The following is a 21,131-nucleotide window of genomic DNA, read 5'->3' as shown; positions in this document are numbered from 1 at the left end:
CCAACCGGTAGGCGGCTTTCATGCACTGCATTTGTTCCTGGAGAGAAACATGAAAAAGCAGCTTCCGTTGCATGCCGGCCTGTTGGCTGGTGCTGTGGCCCTGGGCCTGACTTCGATCTCGGCGCCGGCCGCCACGCCACTTCCTCTGCAGCCGGCCAGGATTGTCGGCCCGCTGAAGCCCCTGACATCGGTGGCGAATGATCGCTTCATCGTGAAGTCCAAGCCGGGCATGGCCGATGCACGCGACCGTCGTTTCGCCGATGGGGTGCTGGCAGCGGCGATGGCACGCAGCCTGCCGGCCCGCGCAGGCGCAGCGCCGACGCTGAAGGTCCAGCGCCGTACCGGCCTCGGCGCCGAAGTGGTCTCCGTTTCACGCCCGCTGTCTTCCGATGAAAGCGCACGCCTGCTTGAGCAGCTCCGCCTGGACCCGGCGGTGCAGTACGCTCAGATCGATCGCCGCATGTATCCGCTGCAGAGCCTGCCAGACGACCCTCGCCTGCCGTCCCACCAGTGGGACATGCTGAACACGATCGGTGGCATCCACGCACCGGGCGCCTGGGCTGAAAGCACCGGCGAGGGCGTGGTGGTATCGGTGCTGGATACCGGCATCCTGCAGCATCCGGACCTGGATGCGAATGTGATTGCTGGCTATGACATGGTATCGCTGGCGGGCGAACAGGGCGGCGTCGGATCCGGCGATGGCGACGGCCGTGATGCCGATCCGCATGACCCGGGCGACTGGAGTGATGGTTCCTACTGTGGTGTTGGCACCAGCAGCTGGCATGGCTCGCATGTGGCCGGTACGGTGGCCGCAGTGGCCAACAATGCGCTGGGCATCGCGGGTGCAGCCTATGGTGCCAAGGTGCAGCCGGTACGCGTGCTGGGCACCTGCGGTGGTACCAGCTCGGACGTGGCCGACGGCATTTACTGGGCCGCCGGTGGGCATATCGATGGCCTGCCGGACAACCCGACGCCAGCCGACGTGATCAATCTCAGCCTGGGCGGCTTCGGTGCCTGCAGCGAGGACCCTGAAGCGCAGGCGGCCATCGACTATGCACGCAGCCGTGGTACCACGGTGGTGGTCGCCGCTGGCAATTCGAACATCGATGCCGCCGGCTTCTCGCCTGCCAGCTGCAAGGGCGTGATCAACGTCGGCGCGACCAACTACGTGGGGGGCCGTGCGGGCTACAGCAACTATGGTGCGTCGGTCACCGTCGCTGCGCCGGGCGGCGAAATCGACAGCGGGCCGGCACCGGCCCGCGGCGCCATCTGGTCCACCATCGATGCCGGCACCCAGGCGCCGCTCGGCCAGCCGGTGCTGGGCGGTTACCAGGGTACTTCTATGGCTGCGCCGCACATCGCAGCCATCGTGGCATTGATGCAGTCCGCTGCAGTCGAGGCCGGCCGGGGGCCACTGACCCCCGACCAGGTGCGTGACATCCTGGTGGCGTCGGCGCGTCCGTTCCCGCAGCCCCCGGAAGACGGCAAGCCGATCGGCGCCGGCATTGCCGATGCCCATCGCGCGGTCCTGCTGGCTCAGGGCAAGCCGTTGCCGGCACTGCCGATTCCCGAGCTGCAGAACGGCATCCGTCTGGACGGCCAGAGCGGCGTGAACGGGCAGTCGCTGCTGTTCGCCATCAACGTGCCGGCGGGGGCGACCACGCTCAATCTACGCACGCTGGGTGGTTCCGGCGATGTCAGCCTGTATGCGGCACGGGGTGCAGCACCCGACGTTGGCAGTGCGCCGTACAGCTCGCGCCGTGCGGGCTCTACCGAGGTGATCGTGGTCAGTCGACCACAGGCAGGGACCTGGTATGTGCGCGTGGTGGGCGAAAGCACCTTCCGCAACGTGTCGGTGCTGGGCCTGGCGCGCTGATTCACGCCGCGCTTGAAAGACAAAGGGCGGCCCGATGGCCGCCCTTTGCCTGTTTCGGCAGGGTGCAGCGAATCAGCACTCGATGACGTTCACCGCCAGGCCACCGCGGCTGGTTTCCTTGTACTTGTCCTGCATGTCGCGGCCGGTATCGCGCATGGTCTTGATCACCTTGTCCAGCGACACCTTGTGCTTGCCGTCGCCACGCATCGCCATGCGCGAGGCATTGATCGCCTTCACCGCGCCCATCGCGTTGCGTTCGATGCACGGAATCTGCACCAGGCCACCGATCGGGTCGCAGGTCAGGCCCAGGTTGTGTTCCATGCCGATTTCTGCGGCGTTCTCGATCTGGCTGGGGTTGCCACCCAGTGCCGCGACCAGGCCGCCGGCCGCCATCGAGCAGGCCACGCCAACCTCGCCCTGGCAGCCCACTTCGGCGCCGGAAATCGAGGCGTTTTCCTTGTAGAGGATGCCGATCGCCGCCGAGGTCAGCAGGAAGTCGAACACGCGCTGTTCGTTCGCGCCAGGGCAGAAGCGGTCGAAGTAGTGCAGCACCGCCGGCAGCACACCGGCCGCACCGTTGGTCGGCGCGGTCACCACACGGCCACCGGCCGCGTTCTCCTCGTTCACGGCCAGCGCGTACAGATTGACCCAGTCCAGCGTGGTCAGCGGGTCGCGCATCGCCGCTTCCGGCTTCGACGACAGCTCGCGGTACAGCGCCGGTGCACGACGGCCCACCTTCAGGCCACCCGGCAGCACGCCTTCCTCGCGGATGCCGCGCGCCACGCACGACTGCATCGCACTCCAGATCTCGCGCAGCTGCGCGCGGATCTCGTCTTCGCTGCGCCAGCACTTCTCGTTCTCGAACATCAGCTGGGCAATGCTCAGGCCGCTGCGCGCGGTCTGCGCCAGCAGCTCATCGCCGCTCTTGAAGGGGTAGGGCAGCGGGGTCTCGTCGGGCACGATGCGATCATCGGCCGCGTCGTCCTGGTTGACCACGAAGCCGCCGCCCACCGAGTAGTAGTCGCGGGTGGCGATCACTTCGTCGTCGGCGTTGTAGGCAGTGAAGCGCATGCCGTTGGTGTGGTACGGCAGCTTCTGGCGCTTGTTCATGCCGAGGTCGCGCTTCTCGTCGAAGGCGATCTCGTGCTGGCCCATCAGCTGGATGCGCTTGCTGCTGCGGATGCGCTCCAGCGTGGCCGGAATGATGTCCGGGTCGATCAGGTTCGGCCGCTGGCCTTCCAGGCCCAGCAGGATCGCCTTGTCGGTACCGTGGCCGCGGCCGGTCAGTGCCAGCGAGCCATAGACATCGGCGCGGATGCGCGCGACCTCGTGCAGGCGACCCGGGTCGAGCAGCCAGCGATGGATGAATCGCTCGGCGGCCTTCATTGGCCCGACGGTGTGCGAGGAGCTCGGGCCAATGCCGATCTTGAAAACGTCGAACGTGCTGACAGCCATGGTTGCCGTACTGCGGGTACCGGAAGAGATCGCTATTCTAGCGGTTCACGCCGCACTTCCATGGCTGCGGCGCAGCATTTCCGCCACGGGAGCCCGGCCGGTGTTGACCCTTATCCAACGTGACGATTGCCACCTGTGCGACATGGCCCTGGCCGAGCTGGCCAGGGCACGGGCGCCGGAGTTCGAATCGGTGTTCCTGGATGACCAGCCGGCGCTGGAGCCACGCTACGGCGCGCGGGTGCCGGTGCTGCGCGACGAGCGCGGTGACCGTGAGCTGGACTGGCCGTTCGACGCCGCCACGGTTCAGGCGTGGCTGGCTGAAAGCTCATTGTAGAGCCGAGCCATGCTCGGCTGACGCGCGCAGCGCGACCTGGACGGCAGCCGAGCATGGCTCGGCTCTGCAGGATGCGGCCGGGGCCGTGCCCCGGCCCATCGCTCATTTCGCGTCGAACTTCACGATCGTGCTGATCGCGGTTTCGTCCGGGATGGTCTTGGTGTCGGCCCAGTCACCGCCGCCGACGCCGAAGTCCAGGCGCTTGACCGTGGCCTTGCCGGTCAGCACCGGCTGGGTGCCCGGCTTCCAGGTGAAGGTCAGCGTGACCGGCTTGCTGACGCCGCGCAGCTCCAGTGTGCCATCGGCGGCGAACTGGTCGTTGCCCACCGCGCGGAAGCCCTTGGCGGTGTAGCGTGCGGTGGCGAACTTGCCAACATTGAAGAAGTCGGCACCCTGCAGGGTCGAATCGCGGTCGCTATTGCCGCTCTTGGCACCGGCCAGCGGGATCACCACGTCCAGCGAGCCGGCGGCCGGGTTGGCCGGGTCGAAGCTGAGCTTGGTGGCGAAGCCCGGGAAGCTGCCGGTGAACACTTCGCCGTCGTACTTGGTGGCGAACACCAGGATCGAGCCGGCGCCGGGAGCCTGCGCGTAATCGGCAGCGAGTGCCGGAGCGGTGGCCAGCATGCCGGCCAGGGTGGCGGCCACGGCGGCCGGAGTGGTCAGTTTCAGGTTCATCGGTCAGTCCTTCTGAGGGGAGGCGAGCCAGCCGCGCGGCAACATGCGGGACAGCGTTGCATCGCGTTGGAACAGGTGGTGGTAGAAGGCAGCGCCGGCATGGGCCAGCACCACCGCGATCAACAGCCAGAAGCCGTATTCGTGGATGGCATGCGATACCGCGACAACCTGCGGGTCGGGACCGCTCAGCTTGGGCACGTCGACCAGGCCGAACCAGCGGAACGGGCGCAGGCCGCTGGCCGAGTCGTACAGCCAGCCCGACAGCGGGATGGCGAACATCAGCACGTACAGCAGCACGTGGGTGGCGCTGGCGATGCGCTCCTGCCAGCTGGGCACGCCAGGCACCGGCTTCGGTGCACCAGCGTACAGGCGCCAGCCCAGGCGGAACAGCACCAGCGCCAGCACGGTGATGCCGATCGACTTGTGCGCGGTGTAGACCCAGAAGTACTTCGGGGTCTTGGGCAGTTCACCCATGGTCAGGCCGACCACGCCCAGGGCGAGGATCAGCAGTGCGATCAACCAATGCAGGATCTGGCTGACACTCCCCCAGGCGGCGGGGGTGTTCTTGGCGGTCATGAGGGGTCCTCTAGGGGGCCGTCTTGGGGTCGGAGTGCGGAACGGGAGCGGGAGTTCCCGGGGCGTCGCTGCGGTCGAGGGTGGCTTCAGCCTCGATCCTCAGCTGTACTGCATCACCGATGACGCCCGGCCAGGCGGTGATGCCGAACGCGCGCCGGCTCAGCGTGGTGCTGGCGGAAAAACCGGCGGTGCGTCGGAACGGGGGAAGCGGGTAGCGCTTGATGGCGTTGAGGGTCACATCCAGCGTGACTTCCTGGCTGACCCCGCGCAGGGTCAGCGTGCCGGACACGTGCGCGCGCCTGGCATCGATCGGCTCGACCTTGGTGGAGACGAATCGCGCGGTCGGGAAACGCTCGCCGTCGAGCAGGCTGCGGGCCAACGTGGCCTGGTTCCACTTGGCATCACCAAGGTCCAGTCGCGACACCGGGATATCCACTTCCACGGTGGCGTCGCGCCAGTTGTCGGGATCGAACCGCACGCGCCCTTCGCTGCCCGATACCGTGCCCATGGCCTGCGAGTAGCCTGCGTGGTCGATCGAGAACAGCACCCGCGTGTGCACCGGATCGAGGCGATAGGTGTCAGCGGCCGCCCAGGCAGGGGCGGTGGCGAGCAGCATCGGCAGCAGGGCCAGGCAGGGACGCATCGATGGCGGGCTCCGGAAGGGGACGCTGCGATCATACGCACAGCCCCCTGCCAACGTTGCGTGCATGGGTGCAACAGTTCGTGGTGGTGCCGCCGCTGGAAACAGGCTGTTGCAGCCATGACCCCGGCCCTGTGTGACAATCGGCGCAGGACAGGGGGTTCAGGATGACGAGCGGCTGGCGCCTGTGGTGCCGTGGCATCGCAGGTATGGGACTGCTGCTGGTGGCGATGGCCACGGCGGCTGCGACCCTGCACATGGCAGAAACACCACGCCTGCGCCGCTTCGGTGCCGCCGAAGGCTTGCCGTCTCGCATGGTGGTGGCGCTGGCCGAGGATCGCCAGGGCCACGTATGGGCCGCCACCGATGGTGGACTCGCCCGCTATGACGGCAACAGCCTGCGGGTCTGGGAGCACGACCCGGAACAGCCGGGCTCGTTGCCAGGCAACGAGATCGAGACCCTGCTGATCGACCCGCTGGACCGGGTCTGGGTGGGCATCAATGGCAAGGGCGTGGCACGCCTGGATGCCGACCGCGAACGCTTCCAGACCTTCGATACGGTCAATTCCACCTGCCAGGGGCAGTTCTGGGCACTGGCCTATGTCGAAGACGCCTTGTGGATCGGGACCAACAACCATGGCGTCTGCCGTTTCGGCGAAGACGGCAGCGTGCGCCTCTACACCCATGATCCGGCGCACCCGGGTGGCCTGCCCAGCAACAGCATCTTCACCAGCCTGGTCGACGCGCGGGGCCGCCTGTGGGTCGGCACTGAAGCCGGTGTGGCGCGTTGGAACGGCAGCGGCTTCGAGCCGGTGGCCGCGCGGGAACTGGGCAGGCTGAGCGTGCTCCGGTTGAGCCGTGATGCAGACGGTTCGATCTGGGTAGGCAGCCAGAACGATGGCCTCTACCGCATCGATGGGCAGGACCGGGTCAGTCGCCCGCGATGGGCCGACAGTGCCCAGCTGCGGTCGGCCCTGGTCCTGGCCGATCGCCAGGGGGGCTACTGGGCGGGTACCTCCGATGGCCTGTTGCGAGGGGATGCGGCGGCGTTGCGCCGCCTGGAGGGGGACCGCGGCAGCGGCTTCCTGACCGCGCACAGCGGTGTGCTTGACCTGCTGCAGGACCACGAGGGCGGACTGTGGGTGGCGTTGCTGACCCAGGGCCTGGCCTATCTGCCACCGGACTGGCGGCGCTTCTCGATCTGGAACCAGCTCGACGGCAAGCCCCTGGACAGCCAGTACCTGTTGAGCGCGGCCAGCGACGGGAAGAACTACTACGTCGGCTCGGCGCGAGGGGTGTACCAGCTCGATGCGCAGGGCACCCTGCGTCTGCTGGCCAGCGACCGGCAGCTCGGCAACGGCGTGGTGTGGTCGGTGCTGCCGCGCCCGGATGGTCGCCTGTGGCTGGGACGCGGCGGCCGCATCACCGTCTACGATCCGGCCACCGGCGCATTGCGTGACCTGCGGATCGATGGCAGTGCCGACATGCGCCAGCGCATCGACCTGATGCGGCAGGCCCCTGATGGCACGGTGTGGGTGTCGGTGATGGGCCTGGACCTGCAGCAGCGCGATGCAGAGGGCCGGCTGCTGCACAGTCATCCGCTGGAACATTTCCGCGGAACGGCCGATGCGCCGATCGAGCAGATCCGCTTCGACGCCCATGGCCGGCCCTGGGTGATGGGCGACATGGGCATCTGGCGTGAGCAGGCCGGACGCTTCGAGGCAGTGCCCGGCGTGTCGCGCGGCCCGATCTACGATCTGGTATGGATCGATCCGCAGCAGTTGTGGCTGGCGCGCCAGGGCGCCTTCGAGCGCTACCAGTGGGATGGCATGAGCCTGCGCCTGATCCAGCGCATCGACGGCAGTGCGGGCGTGCCGCCGGTGACCATGGGGGGGCTGGCGCTGGCCGACAATGGCCAGCTCTGGGCCACGACGCCGCGCGGCCTGCTGCGGTGGGACCCGAAGACGCGGCGCCTGCAACAGTTCAACGAACGCGATGGCCTGTCCGATGCCGAGTTCACCGGTCGGCCACCTGCGGTGAATGCCGATGGCCGCGTGTTGGCGGTTACCCAGACCGGCCTGGTCGCCTTTGATGTGAATGCCGACGACACCGTGCTGCCGCCTTCATCGCTGGTGATCGCCGAAGTGCGTGTGCGGCGCGACGACGCACGCGGCTGGCAACCGCTGCCGCTCACCGGCACCCTGCTGCTGGGACCGGACGACCGCGATCTGCAGATCGATGCGCGGCTGCTGTCCTATGCCAGCCCGCAGGGCAACCGGTACCGCTTCCGCGTGCAGGGTTACGACCAGGATTGGGTGGAGCAGGGGGGCGATGGCCAGCGCACCCTGTCGCGGCTGCCGACCGGCCGCTATGTCATCGAGGTGCAGGCCGCGACTGCCCGGGGCACGTGGACGCCTTCGCAGCAGTTGCAGGTGAAGGTGCTGCCGCCGTGGTGGCGCAGCGGCATGGCGATATTCGGCTACATCCTGCTGGGGTCGTTGCTGCTGGTGGTTCTGGTCTGGTCGATCCGCGCGCGGTTGCGCCGCCGCCAGCAATGGCAGCTGACGGTGCACAAGCAGCAGCTGGCCGAGCAGGCCTCGCAGGCCAAGAGCCGTTTCCTGGCCACGCTGGGCCACGAAGTCCGCACGCCGATGACCGGCGTGCTGGGCATGAGCGAACTGCTGCTGGCGACCCCGCTGGATCCGGTGCAGCGCGGCTACGCCGGGTCCATCCAGCAGGCCGGCAGCCATCTGCTGCGGCTGGTCAACGATGCCCTGGATCTGGCCCGGATCGAAGCCGGGCGGCTGGAGCTTGACCTGCGCCCGTTCGATCTGGGGGAGCTGCTGGACCAGGTGCAGGGCCTGATGCAGCCGATGGCGCAGCAACGCCAGCTGGTGTTCCAGCGCGGCGAAGACCCGCCCGGGCCGATCAGTGTCAGTGGCGACGAGATGCGCGTGCGCCAGATCCTGCTGAACCTGCTCGGCAACGCGATCAAGTTCACCGAGCGCGGCCACGTCGGCCTGGCCGTACGCCTGGAAGAAAAGGGCGGCCTGTGTTTCGAAGTCCATGACAGCGGCCCGGGCATCAACGCCGAGCAGCAGCAGCGCCTGTTCCATCGTTTCGAACAGGCCGACGGCCCGCGTACCGCGTCGCGCTACGGCGGCAGTGGCCTGGGGTTGGCGATCTGCCAGGAACTGGCGGTGGCGATGGGGGGGCGCATCGAAGTGGACAGCCAGCCTGGCAAGGGCGCGCGGTTCCGCGTGCGCCTGCCCCTGCCCTGGACGCGCCAGGCCGCCAACAGTGCAGGCGACGTGGCGGCCCTGCCGGAACTGCCGCCGCTGCGCATCCTGCTGGTCGAGGACGATGCCACGGTGGCCGAGGTCATCGCCGGCCTGCTGCGCGTGCGCGGGCATGAGGTGGTCCACGTGCTGCATGGCCTGGGCGCGCTGTCGGAGATCGCCACCGATGGTTTCGACGTCGGCCTGCTCGATCTCGATCTGCCCGCGCTGGATGGTACGGCCATCGCCCGCCAGCTGCGCACCATGGGCTATGAACTGCCGCTGGTGGCGGTGACCGCCCGTTCCGATGCCTATGCCGAAACCCAGGTGCTGGCCGCAGGCTTCGATGGCTTCCTGCGCAAGCCGGTGACCGGCGACCTGCTGGTAACGGCCATCGCCCAGGCGCGCGCGAAACGACAGGCGACTGCGTGACGACGCCGACGCCGGGCGTGAACGGCGCGACTTTCGGTTTACCATGCCGACGCCCGCAGCGCGGGAATCATCAGGACCAGCGTGAGGAGGCAATCGGTGGTGTATCTGCGGGCGGCGATGCTGCTGCTGGTCCTCCTGTGCTGCGCGTTGCCCGCTGCGGCACAGCCGGTGCCTCCGAGCCCGCGGCAGGTGACGGTGTTCGATGGCCTGCCGTCCAATACCGTCAACCGCATGGCCGAGGACCGTTACGGCTACCTGTGGATCGCCACCAACGATGGCCTGGCCCGCTATGACGGCCGCACCTACCGCGTGTGGCGTTCCGAGGATGGACTGCGTGACAACCGCATCTGGACGGTGCTGGTCGATGCCCGCAACCAGTTGTGGATAGGCACCGAGAACGCCGGCCTGGTGCGCATGTCGGCCGACCGCCGCCAGCTGCACTTCTACGACCGCAGCAGCCAGCCGTTGATGGGTACCAACACGGTCTGGAGCCTGGCCAGCACGCCTGATGGCTCGATCTGGTTCGGTACCCACGAAGGCGGCCTGTACCGCCTGGACAGCCAGGATCGCCTGCAGCGCTTCCTGCCCGAGCCGAACAATCCGCGCAGCCTGCCTTCGTCGTCGGTGCCCTACCTGGCCACGCTGGCCGATGGCAGCCTGTGGATCGGCACCAAGCATGGCGTGGCGCGCTGGACCGGGACCGACTTCGAGCGTGTCGGTACGGACATCATCCCCAGCCTGCTGATCAACGGGCTGACCGCCGAGCCGGATGGCAGCCTGTGGATCAGCACGATGGCCGGCGCCACCGTGCGCCGCCCGGATGGCCGCTTCGAAGCCCCCCCGTGGAAGCTGCCGCCGGGCGAGCAGGTGCTGGGCATGATGCTGCGCGACGAGCAGGGCGGGCACTGGCTGGATACACGCACCGGGCTGGGGCGTGCGGTCGATGGCCAGTACCAGACCGTGCCGCTGTACAGCGCGATCGCGCGCGGTCCGGTACGGCCGAACTGGACCGGTGCCTACGAGGACCGCGAAGGTGGCATCTGGTTGGCCAGCACCAATGCCGGGCTGTGGCACCTGCTGCCACGCTGGTGGCAGTTCTCGGTGCTGTCGCGCCTGGAGGACGACCCCAGCTCGCTGCGCAATGCACTCGTGCTGGGTACCAGCCCCTCCAGCAACGGCGGCGTCTGGACGGTGGGCAGCCATGGCGCGCTGGACCGCTTCGATCCGAAGACCGGCAGGATCGAGCAGCATCGCACCTGGGTCAACGGCATGCACTGGTTGACCTCGGTGCGTGAGGACCGGCGTGGGCAGGTCTGGATTGGATCGACCGATGCGCTGGTGCGCTACGACCCGCAACGGCGCGAACTGCGTCGTTGGGGCCGTGATGCCGGTGCAGATGCGGCGATGGAAGGGGTGGTCGAAGCAATGATGACCTGCGACGGCGACAGCCTCTGGTTGATGCTGCCCGCAGGCCTGCAGCAGCGCGACCTCGACGGCCACGTGCGGCGCCAGCTGGACAATGGCCAGCGCGGCCTGCAGCAGGGCCAGCTCAACCTTGATGTGGAATGCGGGCCGCAGGACCACATCTGGCTGGCCAGCAGCCGTGGCCTGCTGCAGTGGCTGCCGGAAAGCGAGCGCTTCCAGCCGGTGCCGGGCGCGCCGGCAACGGCGATCCATGCGTTGCATGTGGGCCGTGACGGTCAGGTCTGGTTGTCCGAGGATGGTCGACTGTCCCGTTACCGCTGGAGCCAGGGGCGGCTGGAACGGCAGGCGGTGGTCGGTGCCGAACAGGGCTATCCGGCGATCTCCGCCTCCGGCCTGGTGGTGGATGCGCAGGGCGTGGCCTGGGCGACCAGCGCACGCGGCCTGGTACGCGTCAGTGCCGATGGGCAGAGCGTGCGCCTGTACGGCGTGCACGACGGCCTGCCCAGCCAGGAATTCCGCGAACACACCTTGATCGCAGCGGCCGATGGCCACCTGGTGGCCGGAACGGCAGCGGGCGCGGTGGTGTTCGACCCGGAGCAGGTACGGCCTTCGGTCCGTCGCGCCCCGCTGGTGATCGAGCGGGTGGAAGTGCGCCGCAACGAGCAGGTGCTGGACATGACCCACGATGCGCCGTTGCAGATCGCCGATGGCGACCGCGACCTGCGCATCGTCGCGCGATTGCTGTCCTTCGCCGACTCGGCGTCCAATACTTACCGCTACCGCCTGGCCGGCTACGACCCCGATTGGGTCGAAGTCGGCCCGGCCGGCGAGCGCCTGTTCTCGCGCCTGGCGCCGGGCAGCTACCGGCTGGAAGTACAGGCCCGGTCGGCCGACCATGTGTGGTCGCGGGTGCAGAGCCTGGAATTCCGCGTGCAGCCGCCGTGGTGGCGCAGCCTGTCCGGCCTGCTGGTGCTGGCGTCGGTCGGGTTGCTGCTGACCAGCTGGTTTGCCTGGTTGTACCGACGCCGCCTGCAGCGGCGCCACGCCTACCAGCTGGCGCTGCACAAGCAGGAGCTGGCCGAGCAGGCGTCGGCGGCCAAGACCCGCTTCCTGGCCAACCTTGGCCATGAGATCCGCACGCCGATGACCGGCGTGCTGGGCATGAGCGAGCTGCTGCTGGCCTCGCCACTGGACCCGCAGCAGCGTGGCTACACGCAGTCGATCCGGCATGCTGGCGAGCACCTGCTGCACCTGGTCAACGATGCGCTGGACCTGGCGCGGATCGAGTCCGGGCGCCTGGAACTGCAGTCGCAGTCGTTTGCGTTGAATGGCCTGTTGCAGGATCTGGCGGCGCTGATGGGCCCGCTGGCTGCACAGAAGGGCCTGCGCTTCGTCCTCGACAACCAGCTGCCGCCGGGCCTGCAGGCGACCGGTGATGCCATGCGCGTGCGGCAGATCCTGCTCAACCTGCTGTCGAACGCAGTGAAATTCACCAGCCGCGGCACCATCACCCTGCACGCACGTTGCGATGGCGAGCTGCGCGCGCTGCACTTCGAGGTGCGCGATACCGGCCCGGGCATCAGCCAGGAACAGCAGCAGCGCCTGTTCCGTCGCTTCGAGCAGGCCGACGGTGCACGTACCGCGGCGCAGTACGGTGGCAGTGGCCTCGGCCTGGCGATCTGCCGCGAGCTGGCGCATGCGATGCAGGGGCGGATCCAGGTGGAGAGCCAGCTGGGCCGGGGCACCTGTTTCGGCGTGACCTTGCCGTTGCCGCTGGTGGTGAACAGCGATGCCGAGGCATCGGCCGAGGGACAACGCGACGAAGCGGCGAACATGCCGCCGCTGCGGGTGCTGCTGGTCGAGGATGATGCCACCGTGGCCGACGTGGTGCGTGGCCTGTTGAGCGCACGCGGCCACGAGGTGGTGCATGCCGGCCATGCGCTGGCGGCGCTGCGCGAGATCAGTGCCGGCGATTTCGATGTCGGCCTGCTGGATCTGGACCTGCCGGGCCTGAGTGGTTTCGAACTGGCCCAGCACCTGCGCAACCAGGGCTACATGCTGCCGCTGCTGGCGGTGACCGCGAGGACCGATCCGGACCTGCAGCAGCAGGTGGAAGCGGCCGGCATCGGCGGCTTCCTGCGCAAGCCGGTGACTGGTGAGCTCTTGGTGGAAGCGATCGCCAGGGTCACGGGTAGGTAGGTTCTGCAGGGCCTGCGGACCCACCCCGCCTTCGACAGAATTCTGCGTGCTGTCGAAATGGCGTGGGGTCAGATCCGTTTTCCTACGGGAAACGGATCTGACCCCAGATCGATTTCGATATCTGACAGATGTGTCGACCAAGGTCGACACCTATCAAGAGCCGCCGGAGTCTGTCAGAGGTGGGGCGGTGTCGCAGTGCGGGGTGTCAGCCGCATGGATGCGGCTGCCAAGCTTACAAGCACGTACTTGCGGCGTCCCCGCACTGCGACACTGCCCCGCCAACCCACGGAATGCCGCTTTGGTTGTTGCTGTTGCCGGCCAGCGGCCGGCACTACCGCAGGTGCAGGGCCGCAGGCCCTGCCGAACCACCCTCACTCCGCGACGTGCTCGACCTGCCGCGGTTCGGGCTTGGTGTCAGGCAGCTGCCAGAAGATCATCGTCGAGGTCAGGGTGATCGCGCCCACGCACAGGAATGTGGCATGCAGCGCGGCGGTCGCGCTGTTACTGTCCAGGTGATTGCCGAATGCGGCCAGCAGGCTGCCGGCCGCCGCGGCGCCGAAACCGGCGGCCAGCATCATCACCATCGACAGCAGGCTGTTGCCGGAACTGGCGAATTCGCGGTCAAGGTCGCGCAGCGTCACGGTGTTCATCACGGTGAACTGCAGTGAATTGACCGCGCCGAAGAATGCAAGCTGCACCAGGCGCCAGGCCAGGTGCTGGCCAGGTGTCATCAGGATGAAGCTGGCCATTGCCAGCCCCACCAGCACGGTGTTGGTCATCAGCACGCGGCGGTAGCCGTAACGTTCGACCAGCTTTACTGCCAGTTTCTTTGAGACCATGCCGGCGGCCGCCACCGGTACCATCATCAGGCCGGCGTTCATCGGGCCCAGACCGAGGCCGACCTGCAGCAGCAGCGGGATCAGCATCGGCATGGCGCTGCTGCCGATGCGCGAGAACAGGTTGCCGAGGATTCCGATGCGGTAGCTGGGTACGCGAAACAGGGCCAGCGAGAACAAGGGCGCGGTGGAATTGGCGGCATGCAGCCAGTAGCCCACCAGCGCAGCCAGGCCCGCGACCGTCATCAGCATCACCAGCGCGTGCGGGGTGCCGAGTCCGGAGATGCCGTCCAATGCCAGCGACAGCACCACCATCGCAAAGGCCAGCATGATGTAGCCGCGCAGGTCGAAACGGGTGCGATGGCTGGCGTAGTGGTCGGGCATGATCTTCATCGCGGCGATGAAACCGATCACGCCGATCGGCAGGTTGATCAGGAACACCCAGTGCCATGAGGCGATCTCGACCAGCCAGCCGCCCAGCGTCGGGCCGATCAGCGGGCCGACCAGCGCGGGGATGGCGATGAAGCTCATCGCGCGCAGGAAATCCTCGCGCGGCACCGAGCGCATCACCGCCAGCCGGCCGACCGGCAGCAGCATCGCACCGCCGATGCCCTGCAGCACGCGCGCGCCGACCAGCTGGTGCAGGTGCTGGGCCAACGCGCAGGCCAGCGAGCCGAGGGTGAACAGGATGATCGCCACCAGGAAGGTGCGCCGGGTGCCATAGCGGTCGGCGATCCAGCCCGAGGCGGGAATGAACGTGGCGACCGCCAGCGCATAGCTGAACACCACCGACTGCATCTGCAGCGGGCTCTCGCCCAGGCTGGCCGCCATTGCCGGCAACGCCGTGTTGACGATGGTCGAGTCCAGCATCTGCATGAAGATCGCCAGGGACACCAGCCACAGCAGGGGACGCTGGCGGTTGTAGGTCGATGGCGATGTGGGCATGGGGTGTGGCCGGTGCAGCGTGGGGGCCGCCATGATCGCGCACTGCGGGTCACGGCGCGATCAACATCGCGCCGTGATGGCATGCGGAATGCTCAGCGTTGGCTGTGCGCGTGCACCGCGTCGACCAGGACCTGCACGTGCGCCGGGTCCATGTCCGGCGACATGCCGTGGCCGAGGTTGAACACATGGCCTTCGCGCGAGCCGCCGTTGCCGGCGGCATAGGTGTCGAGCACGCGCGCTGCGGCCGTGGCGATCGCATCCGGCGAGGCGTACAGCGTGGTCGGGTCGAGGTTGCCCTGCAGGGCGACGCGACCACCGGTGCGGCGCATTGCTTCGTCCAGGTCCAGCGTCCAGTCCAGGCCAAGTGCATCGGCGCCGGTCTGCGACAGTGCTTCCAGGTGCAGGCCGGTGCCCTTGCCGAACAGGATCAGCGGCGTGCGCTCGCTGCCTTCGCCGCGATCCAGGCCCTGTGCAATCCGCTGCAGGTAACGCAGCGAGAACTCGCGGTACATCGCCGGGGACAGCACGCCACCCCAGGTGTCGAACACCTGCAGCGCCTGCGCACCGGCCGCGCGTTGCGCACCGAGGTAGGCGATCACCGCTTCGGTGGTGACCTCCAGCAGGCGGTGCAGCGCCTGCGGATGGTTCAGCGCCATCGCCTTGATGCGTGCAAAGTCCTTGCTGCCGCCGCCTTCCACCATGTAGCAGGCCAGCGTCCACGGGCTGCCGGAGAAGCCGATCAGCGGCACCTGGCCGTCCAGCTCGCGGCGGATCAGGCGTACCGCATCCATCACGTAGCCCAGGTCCTGCTCCATGTCCGGCACCGCCAGCTTGGCGATGGCCGCTTCATCACGTACCGGGTGGCGGAACTTCGGGCCTTCGCCTTCGACGAAGTACAGCTCCAGGCCCATCGCATCGGGAATGGTGAGGATGTCCGAGAACAGGATGGCTGCGTCCAGCGGGAACCGGCGCAGCGGCTGCAGGGTGACTTCGCAGGCGATCTCCGGGGTCTTGGCCATGGCCAGGAAGCTACCGGCCTTGGTCCGGGTCGCGCGGTACTCCGGCAGGTAGCGGCCGGCCTGGCGCATCAGCCAGACGGGGGTGCAGTCCACCGGTTCGCGGCGCAGGGCGCGCAGCAGGCGATCGTTGCGGAGAGGGCTGGTCACGATGGGCATTCCTTGGACGGGAGGAGCAGCGGCGTCAGTCGCCGTGCGAAAGGATCTGGAAGCCGCGATGCAGTTCGGCATCGCGGGCCTTCTCGAAGGCGTGGCGGGCGTCGTCGGCCTGCAGGAACAGCTCGCGCCGCAGCTGCGAGCGGCTGCCGACGCGGCCGCTCTCGCGCAGCAGCTCCCAACCGCCGAACAGGTCCGGCTGCAGGCTCAGGCGCAGGAAACGCGGTGCCTGCGCACCGGCGTCGGGATGTTGCAGGTAGACGTGCATGGCGCCGATTGTATCGTCCCGGGGCAGCACGGACCTGTAGAGCCGAGCCCACGCTCGGCTGCGCTTCATGCCGCAGCACAATCCGTCAGCGCCGGGCCATGCCCGGCGAACGCGGAAAGGTCAGCCCGCGCCCAGCACCTTCAGCACCGCCGCCTCATCCACGTCCGGCACCACTTCGGCGCGGCCCATCCCGCGCCACAGCACCAGGCGCAGGCGGCCGGCCACATTCTTCTTGTCCAGGCGCATGCGGCCGAGCAGGGCCTGCGGGTCCAGCCCGGCCGGGATCGCCACCGGCAGGCCGAGGCGTTCCAACAGTGCCTGCAGGCGAGCGCGGTCGGCGTCGTCGGCCAGGCCCAGGTCGGTGGACAGCTTTGCCGCCAGCACCATACCGACCGCCACGGCTTCGCCATGGTTCAGCGCATCGCGGCCAGGAGCCGAGTAGCCCTGCTCGGTCTCGATGGCATGGCCGAAGGTGTGGCCGAGATTGAGCAGGGCACGCTCGCCCTTCTCGAACGGATCGCGCTCGACGATGGCGGCCTTGTGCCGGCAGCTGCGCGCGATGGCTTCGGCCAGCGTGGCATCCTCGCCGGCCAGCAGCGCATCGGCATGCTGCTGCAGCCATTCGAAGAACACCGCATCGCCCAGCGCGCCGTACTTCACCACTTCGGCCAGGCCCGCGCGCAGTTCGCGCGGCGGCAGGGTAGCCAGCACGCGGGTATCAGCGATCACCGCACGCGGTGGATGGAACGCGCCGACCAGGTTCTTGCCGGCAGGGATGTCGACCGCGGTCTTGCCGCCCACCGACGAATCGACCATCGCCAACAGGGTGGTCGGCAGCTGCACGCAGTCCACGCCGCGCATCCAGCAGGCGGCGGCAAAGCCGGCAAGGTCACCGACCACGCCGCCGCCGAGGGCGAACACGCAGGCGTCGCGGGTGGCGCCGAGCGCGGCCAGCGCTTCGATGGCACGGCCGAATTCGGCCAGCGTCTTCGAGGCTTCGCCGGCGGCCAGCACGTGCTCGCCGACGATCAGGTCGGGGCGTGCGGTCAACAACGTCTGCTTGACCGACGCCAGATAGCGCGGAGCCACTTCGCTATCGCTGAGCAGCAGCACATGGCGGCCGCGCACGTGTGAAACCAATGCAGCGCCATCGGCCAGGGCACCGGCGCCGATGGTGATGGAGTAGGGGCGATCGCCGCCAACGGCGACCTGCAGCAGGGCGGGGGAAGTCATGCGGTCATGTCCTGGCGCTGCCATTGCGTGGCCAGCTTGACTACCAGTTGGGCAGTCGCGTCGGCAGCGGTATACGGGTCGGTATCGAGGGTGAGGTCGGCCAGTTCTCGGTACAGCGGGTCGCGCTGTGCGGCCAGATCATGCAGTACCTGCTCGCGGTCCGGACGCTGCAGCAGCGGCCTGCCCTTGTCGCGGGCCAAGCGTTCCAGCTGCGCGGCCACGCCGACCCGCAGGTAGACCACGAAGCCGCGCCGGGCAATCAATGCGCGGTTGCCGGGGTCCAGCACCGCGCCGCCGCCGGTGGAGACCAATTGGCCGCGGCCTTCCAGCACGCGGGCCAGGGCCTGCCGCTCATGGCTGCGGAAGCCGGCTTCGCCGGTGTGCTCGAAAATGGTCGGGATGCTGGCGCCGGCGGCATCGACGATGGCCTGGTCGACGTCCACGAAGTCCAGCGTGAAGCGCTCGGCCAGGCGGCGGCCGATGCAGGTTTTGCCGGCGCCCATCGGGCCGATCAGGATCAGGTTCGGAGCAGGATTCATGCCCTGTGATCCTAACACCTCCGTGCCCTGGCCTTTACGTCCTTCACGTCAGGGTAGCTGTTCCTGCGGGGTTTCCCGCGCCAGCCGGAGTACAGGCCATGACGGTCGCCAAGGTCATCGAAATCACCGCCTCCTCGCCGAAAAGCGTGGAGGACGCCGTGCGCAGCGGGCTGAAGAAGGTCTCCGAGACGGTCAAGGGCATCCAGGGCGCCTGGGTGAACGAGACCAAGGTGGTCACCAATGGCAGCGGCGAGATCACCGAGTGGCGGGTCAACCTGCGGGTGACCTTCCTGGTGGAGTAGCCGCGCTCAGCGCACGGCCTGCACCTGCCGCTGGCCGTCCAGGACCACGACGTGGTCGGCGAGCGTGGGAAGCGTGCGCAGTGCCTGCCGGCTGACCCGCTCGTAGTACTGCACGAAACGCTCCAGCTGCGGCCGGCTCATGCCGTGCCGGCCCGGCTGCGCGGCCTGCAGGTTCTGCTCCTGCTGCCAGCGCCAGCGCGGTACCACCGCGAAATCCGGCGGCTGCAAGAACCACAGGCGGTCGCAGCGCTGCCACAGCGCGGGGTAGTCGCGGGCCAGCGCCTGGTTGCACCAGTCGCGCCAGCGGCCGTCGCTGTCGGCTTCGCGTTCCAGTGCGTTCATCGGGGTATCCAGCGCGGCGTCATCCTGCGCGGGCGTGCCCAGGAACCAGCCTTCGAATACCAGCAGGTCCAGCGGTTGCTGCAGCTGCGGCCATTGCGCTTCGGGCAGGCGCTCGTCGGCCAGCTTGTCGAAGCGCGGCATTGCGAAGGGCTGGCGTGCGGCCACGGCGTTCAATACCGCATGGGCCAGCGGCAGGTCATGGGTGCCCGGCGGGCCTCGGGTGATCAGCAGTGGATGCACCTGGCGGGCAAGCCGTTGGCGCTGCACCCGGGTCAGGTAGACGTCGTCGATCGACAGCGTGGCTGCGTTCAGGCCGCGTGCCTGGGCGCGGGCCACGACCTGCGCGGCCAGCGTCGATTTGCCGCTCCCCTGCAGGCCGCTGATCGCCAATACTGGAACCGCTGCGCTGCTGCCCAGCGCATCATCCAGCGCCTGTTCGGCCAATGTTTCGGGGAATCCTTTCACCTGGGGCATATACGCAGCAGCGGCCATGCAGCCACAATAGCCCAATCCGTGTGAGAAGAACGCAACCATGAGCGACCTGTACGCCGAAGCCCTGTCCACGTTTGCCAGCCTGTTCGAAGAGGCCAGGCAGAGCCGCGAGGTCGAGCCGAACGCCATGACCGTGGCGACCTCCGATACGCACGGCCGTCCCTCGGCGCGCACCGTGCTGCTGAAGGCGTTCGATGAGCGTGGCTTCGTGTTCTACACCCACCTGGACAGCCACAAGGGCCGGGAGCTGCAGGCCAATCCGCAGGCTGCACTGCTGTTCCTGTGGCGCAGCCTGCGCGAGGCCGGTATCCAGGTGCGCATCGAGGGTCGCGTCGAGCAGGTCGCCGATGCCGAAGCCGATGCCTATTTCGCCAGCCGTCCGCGCATGAGCCAGATCGGCGCGTGGGCCTCGCAGCAGTCGAAGACGCTGGCGACGCGTGAGGAGTTCGATGCCCGCGTGGCGGAGGTCGAGGCACGTTTCGACGGCAAGGACGTGCCGCGTCCGGACGGCTGGAGTGGTCTGCGGGTAGTGCCTGACCGTATCGAATTCTGGTACGGCGCGCAGTTCCGCCTGCACGAGCGCTGGTGCTATGAAGCCGGTGCCGAAGGGCGCTGGAGCAAGCGCCTGCTGTATCCGTAAGGCTGGCCGGTGCAACGCCTGCCGCTGTACCGCGTGGTGGTGCTCGTGCCGTCGGCAGCACTGGACGCAGTGAAGCAGGGCATCCTTGCGGTGGATGCCCTGGCAGGGGGTGACTACGAGCACGGCATGTGGTGGTCGGCGCCGGGGTTCGAGCAGTTCCGCCCGCGGGTGGGTGCGTCGCCCGCGCAGGGTGAGGCGGGCCACACCGAAGTGGTCGACAGCGTGCGCCTGGAGTTCTGCCTGCCGCGTGATCCGCAGCGGTTGCAGCGCATCTTCGAGCAGGGCATCGTGCCGCATCATCCGTGGCGGGTGCCGGTGGTGCAGGTGGAGGAAGTCGAGCTGCTGCTGACCGGCGGGCTGCCGTTGTAGAGCCGAGCCCATGCTCGGCTGCTGCTCCGACGCATGAGGCAGTCGAGCAGGGCTCGACTCCACAAGAGCAGGCTGTCGCAAATGGACCGGCTTGCTTCATCTGCGAGCAGGCTCATAACCGGCACACTCCGACGGATGATCTCGACTTCCGGAGTTGCCATGCCCTCCTGGCGTTGCCTGTTTGCGGTGCCGCCGCCGCGTCACGGCGTGGAAGCGTTCCTGCTGTTGCTCGCCCGCATCGTCGCCGGTGTGATGTTCTGCGTGTCCGGCTGGAACAAGGTTTTCAGCGATGCGGGCCGCGAGCGCATGGTGCATACGCTGGTGGGTGCGGGGATTCCGTTTCCGGTGTTCAGCGCGCCGGTGCTCGGTGTGATCGAATGGATTGCGGGTGGACTGCTGGTGCTAGGCCTTTTGAGCCGCCCCTCGGCCCTGCTGCTGGCGGCGATCTGCGCGGTGGCGGCGCTGACCGATGGTATCGCGCGCATTCCTGCGGGACTGAGCGTGCCGGATTGGTTGAGCTGGTTCTTCTACCTGAGCGAAGTGCCGCTGGGCGTACTGCTGCTATGGATTGCCGCAGTGGGGAGTGGACGGTTCGCGATCGAAGCTCGTTGGGTGCCTTGAACATTGAGTGAAGCGGAGGCAATTGAATGCGGATGAATGATCTGATCCAGCGCGTGATTCGCGCGTACCCGGATCGTCGGAATCCTGATTGCGCTTCGGCGGCCGACGTCATGCGTCGCTTGGGCGTTGATCCTCACTGCGATATGTGGATGTTCTACATGGCAGTCAATGGCGCGCTGCCTGCTGTGAGCGGCAAGCATGACTTGCTGCGAATGGTTGGTCCTGGAATTCCGAAAATTCCAGACCAGGCTGAGTACATTCGGGATCGTTACGAGCTCCCTGCGGATTTTCTTCCGCTGTCATCTGACGAAGGTGAGGGGATGTATTTGTACGATGTGCGAACGCAGGAGGTACATGATTACTACCTGGCTCGGCACGATCAGTTTCTTTCAGGTGAGACCCCTGCCCGTTGGAAGAACTTCGTAGATTTCATTGCTTGGTACATCAACAATGATGATCGGGCTGCTTAGCTGAAGCAGTCG

General features: G+C 67.8%; 19 protein-coding genes. 9 read left to right on the top strand and 10 right to left on the bottom strand.

Translation table 11 applies throughout. The features are described 5' to 3' along the window. The first annotated feature begins 49 nt into the window (after nt 1–49). Nucleotides 50–1,876, top strand: a complete 1,827-nt coding sequence (locus AC2A1N_RS07015; RefSeq protein WP_484371840.1) for a S8 family peptidase — start codon at nt 50–52, stop codon at nt 1,874–1,876. A 72-nt stretch (nt 1,877–1,948) separates the two neighbouring features. Here AC2A1N_RS07015 and AC2A1N_RS07010 read toward each other — a convergent pair whose 3' ends face one another. Then, on the bottom strand, nt 1,949–3,331 hold the full coding sequence (locus tag AC2A1N_RS07010) for an L-serine ammonia-lyase (protein ID WP_049415888.1): 1,383 nt from the start codon (nt 3,329–3,331) through the stop codon (nt 1,949–1,951). A 100-nt stretch (nt 3,332–3,431) separates the two neighbouring features. Here AC2A1N_RS07010 and AC2A1N_RS07005 point away from each other — a divergent pair, with 100 nt between their 5' ends. Next, nucleotides 3,432–3,665, top strand: a complete 234-nt coding sequence (locus AC2A1N_RS07005; protein WP_061478872.1) for a glutaredoxin family protein — start codon at nt 3,432–3,434, stop codon at nt 3,663–3,665. A 102-nt stretch (nt 3,666–3,767) separates the two neighbouring features. On the opposite strand, the gene AC2A1N_RS07000 is transcribed toward AC2A1N_RS07005, so the two are convergent. Genes AC2A1N_RS07000 through AC2A1N_RS06990 form a run of 3 tightly spaced genes read right to left on the bottom strand, consistent with a single transcriptional unit; the run spans nt 3,768 to nt 5,559 of the window. Continuing rightward, the gene (locus AC2A1N_RS07000) at nt 3,768–4,340 is read right to left on the bottom strand and encodes a YceI family protein (RefSeq protein ID WP_134967762.1); all 573 of its coding nucleotides are present in this window, start codon (nt 4,338–4,340) and stop codon (nt 3,768–3,770) included. Between the two features lie 3 nt (nt 4,341–4,343). Beyond that, nucleotides 4,344–4,916: a cytochrome b gene (locus AC2A1N_RS06995; protein ID WP_005410672.1), complete on the bottom strand. Its 573-nt coding sequence runs from the start codon at nt 4,914–4,916 to the stop codon at nt 4,344–4,346. A 10-nt stretch (nt 4,917–4,926) separates the two neighbouring features. Beyond that, on the bottom strand, nt 4,927–5,559 hold the full coding sequence (locus tag AC2A1N_RS06990) for a YceI family protein (RefSeq protein ID WP_154351243.1): 633 nt from the start codon (nt 5,557–5,559) through the stop codon (nt 4,927–4,929). A 164-nt stretch (nt 5,560–5,723) separates the two neighbouring features. Here AC2A1N_RS06990 and AC2A1N_RS06985 point away from each other — a divergent pair, with 164 nt between their 5' ends. Both AC2A1N_RS06985 and AC2A1N_RS06980 read left to right on the top strand, forming a co-directional pair. Next, on the top strand, nt 5,724–9,266 hold the full coding sequence (locus tag AC2A1N_RS06985; RefSeq protein WP_484371837.1) for a sensor histidine kinase: 3,543 nt from the start codon (nt 5,724–5,726) through the stop codon (nt 9,264–9,266). Nucleotides 9,267–9,362: 96 nt separating this feature from the next. Next, on the top strand, nt 9,363–12,890 hold the full coding sequence (locus AC2A1N_RS06980) for a hybrid sensor histidine kinase/response regulator (protein ID WP_478458970.1): 3,528 nt from the start codon (nt 9,363–9,365) through the stop codon (nt 12,888–12,890). Nucleotides 12,891–13,261: 371 nt separating this feature from the next. Here the strand turns inward: AC2A1N_RS06980 and mdtD are convergent, their stop codons facing one another. The 5 genes from mdtD to AC2A1N_RS06955 all read right to left on the bottom strand — a co-directional run bounded on the left by mdtD (nt 13,262) and on the right by AC2A1N_RS06955 (nt 17,883). Beyond that, nucleotides 13,262–14,671 (bottom strand): multidrug transporter subunit MdtD, encoded by a 1,410-nt coding sequence (gene mdtD / locus AC2A1N_RS06975; protein ID WP_134970372.1) that lies wholly within the window; start codon nt 14,669–14,671, stop codon nt 13,262–13,264. Between the two features lie 92 nt (nt 14,672–14,763). Continuing rightward, nucleotides 14,764–15,846: a uroporphyrinogen decarboxylase gene (gene hemE, locus AC2A1N_RS06970; protein WP_061478866.1), complete on the bottom strand. Its 1,083-nt coding sequence runs from the start codon at nt 15,844–15,846 to the stop codon at nt 14,764–14,766. A 25-nt stretch (nt 15,847–15,871) separates the two neighbouring features. Then, nucleotides 15,872–16,111: a WGR domain-containing protein gene (locus tag AC2A1N_RS06965; RefSeq protein ID WP_053498927.1), complete on the bottom strand. Its 240-nt coding sequence runs from the start codon at nt 16,109–16,111 to the stop codon at nt 15,872–15,874. A gap of 120 nt (nt 16,112–16,231) precedes the next feature. Then, the gene (gene aroB / locus AC2A1N_RS06960; protein ID WP_061478865.1) at nt 16,232–17,344 is read right to left on the bottom strand and encodes a 3-dehydroquinate synthase; all 1,113 of its coding nucleotides are present in this window, start codon (nt 17,342–17,344) and stop codon (nt 16,232–16,234) included. Continuing rightward, on the bottom strand, nt 17,341–17,883 hold the full coding sequence (locus tag AC2A1N_RS06955; protein ID WP_061478864.1) for a shikimate kinase: 543 nt from the start codon (nt 17,881–17,883) through the stop codon (nt 17,341–17,343). Before AC2A1N_RS06955 ends, aroB begins: the two co-directional genes overlap by 4 nt. A gap of 98 nt (nt 17,884–17,981) precedes the next feature. On the opposite strand from AC2A1N_RS06955, the gene AC2A1N_RS06950 reads away from it, so the two are divergent. Continuing rightward, on the top strand, nt 17,982–18,185 hold the full coding sequence (locus tag AC2A1N_RS06950) for a dodecin family protein (protein ID WP_005410663.1): 204 nt from the start codon (nt 17,982–17,984) through the stop codon (nt 18,183–18,185). Nucleotides 18,186–18,191: 6 nt separating this feature from the next. Here AC2A1N_RS06950 and AC2A1N_RS06945 read toward each other — a convergent pair whose 3' ends face one another. Next, entirely contained in the window at nt 18,192–19,019 is an 828-nt protein-coding gene (locus AC2A1N_RS06945) for a hypothetical protein (protein WP_061478863.1), read from the bottom strand. 40 nt (nt 19,020–19,059) lie between these two features. Between AC2A1N_RS06945 and pdxH the strand changes: the two genes are divergently transcribed. The 4 genes from pdxH (at nt 19,060) to AC2A1N_RS06925 (ending at nt 21,119) form a co-directional block, all read left to right on the top strand. Beyond that, nucleotides 19,060–19,659, top strand: coding sequence for a pyridoxamine 5'-phosphate oxidase (pdxH, locus tag AC2A1N_RS06940; protein WP_061478862.1), 600 nt, complete (start codon nt 19,060–19,062; stop codon nt 19,657–19,659). Between the two features lie 9 nt (nt 19,660–19,668). After that, nucleotides 19,669–20,028 (top strand): YqfO family protein, encoded by a 360-nt coding sequence (locus AC2A1N_RS06935; RefSeq protein ID WP_061478861.1) that lies wholly within the window; start codon nt 19,669–19,671, stop codon nt 20,026–20,028. A gap of 159 nt (nt 20,029–20,187) precedes the next feature. Further along, entirely contained in the window at nt 20,188–20,649 is a 462-nt protein-coding gene (locus AC2A1N_RS06930; protein WP_061478860.1) for a DoxX family protein, read from the top strand. Nucleotides 20,650–20,681: 32 nt separating this feature from the next. Further along, nucleotides 20,682–21,119 (top strand): SMI1/KNR4 family protein, encoded by a 438-nt coding sequence (locus AC2A1N_RS06925; protein WP_241776753.1) that lies wholly within the window; start codon nt 20,682–20,684, stop codon nt 21,117–21,119. Nucleotides 21,120–21,131: the final 12 nt, after the last annotated feature.

This window comes from Stenotrophomonas maltophilia group sp. SKK55 (assembly GCF_057179845.1).
The sequence above is the reverse complement of the archived record's forward strand: the minus strand, read 5'-3'. Positions and strand labels throughout refer to the sequence as shown.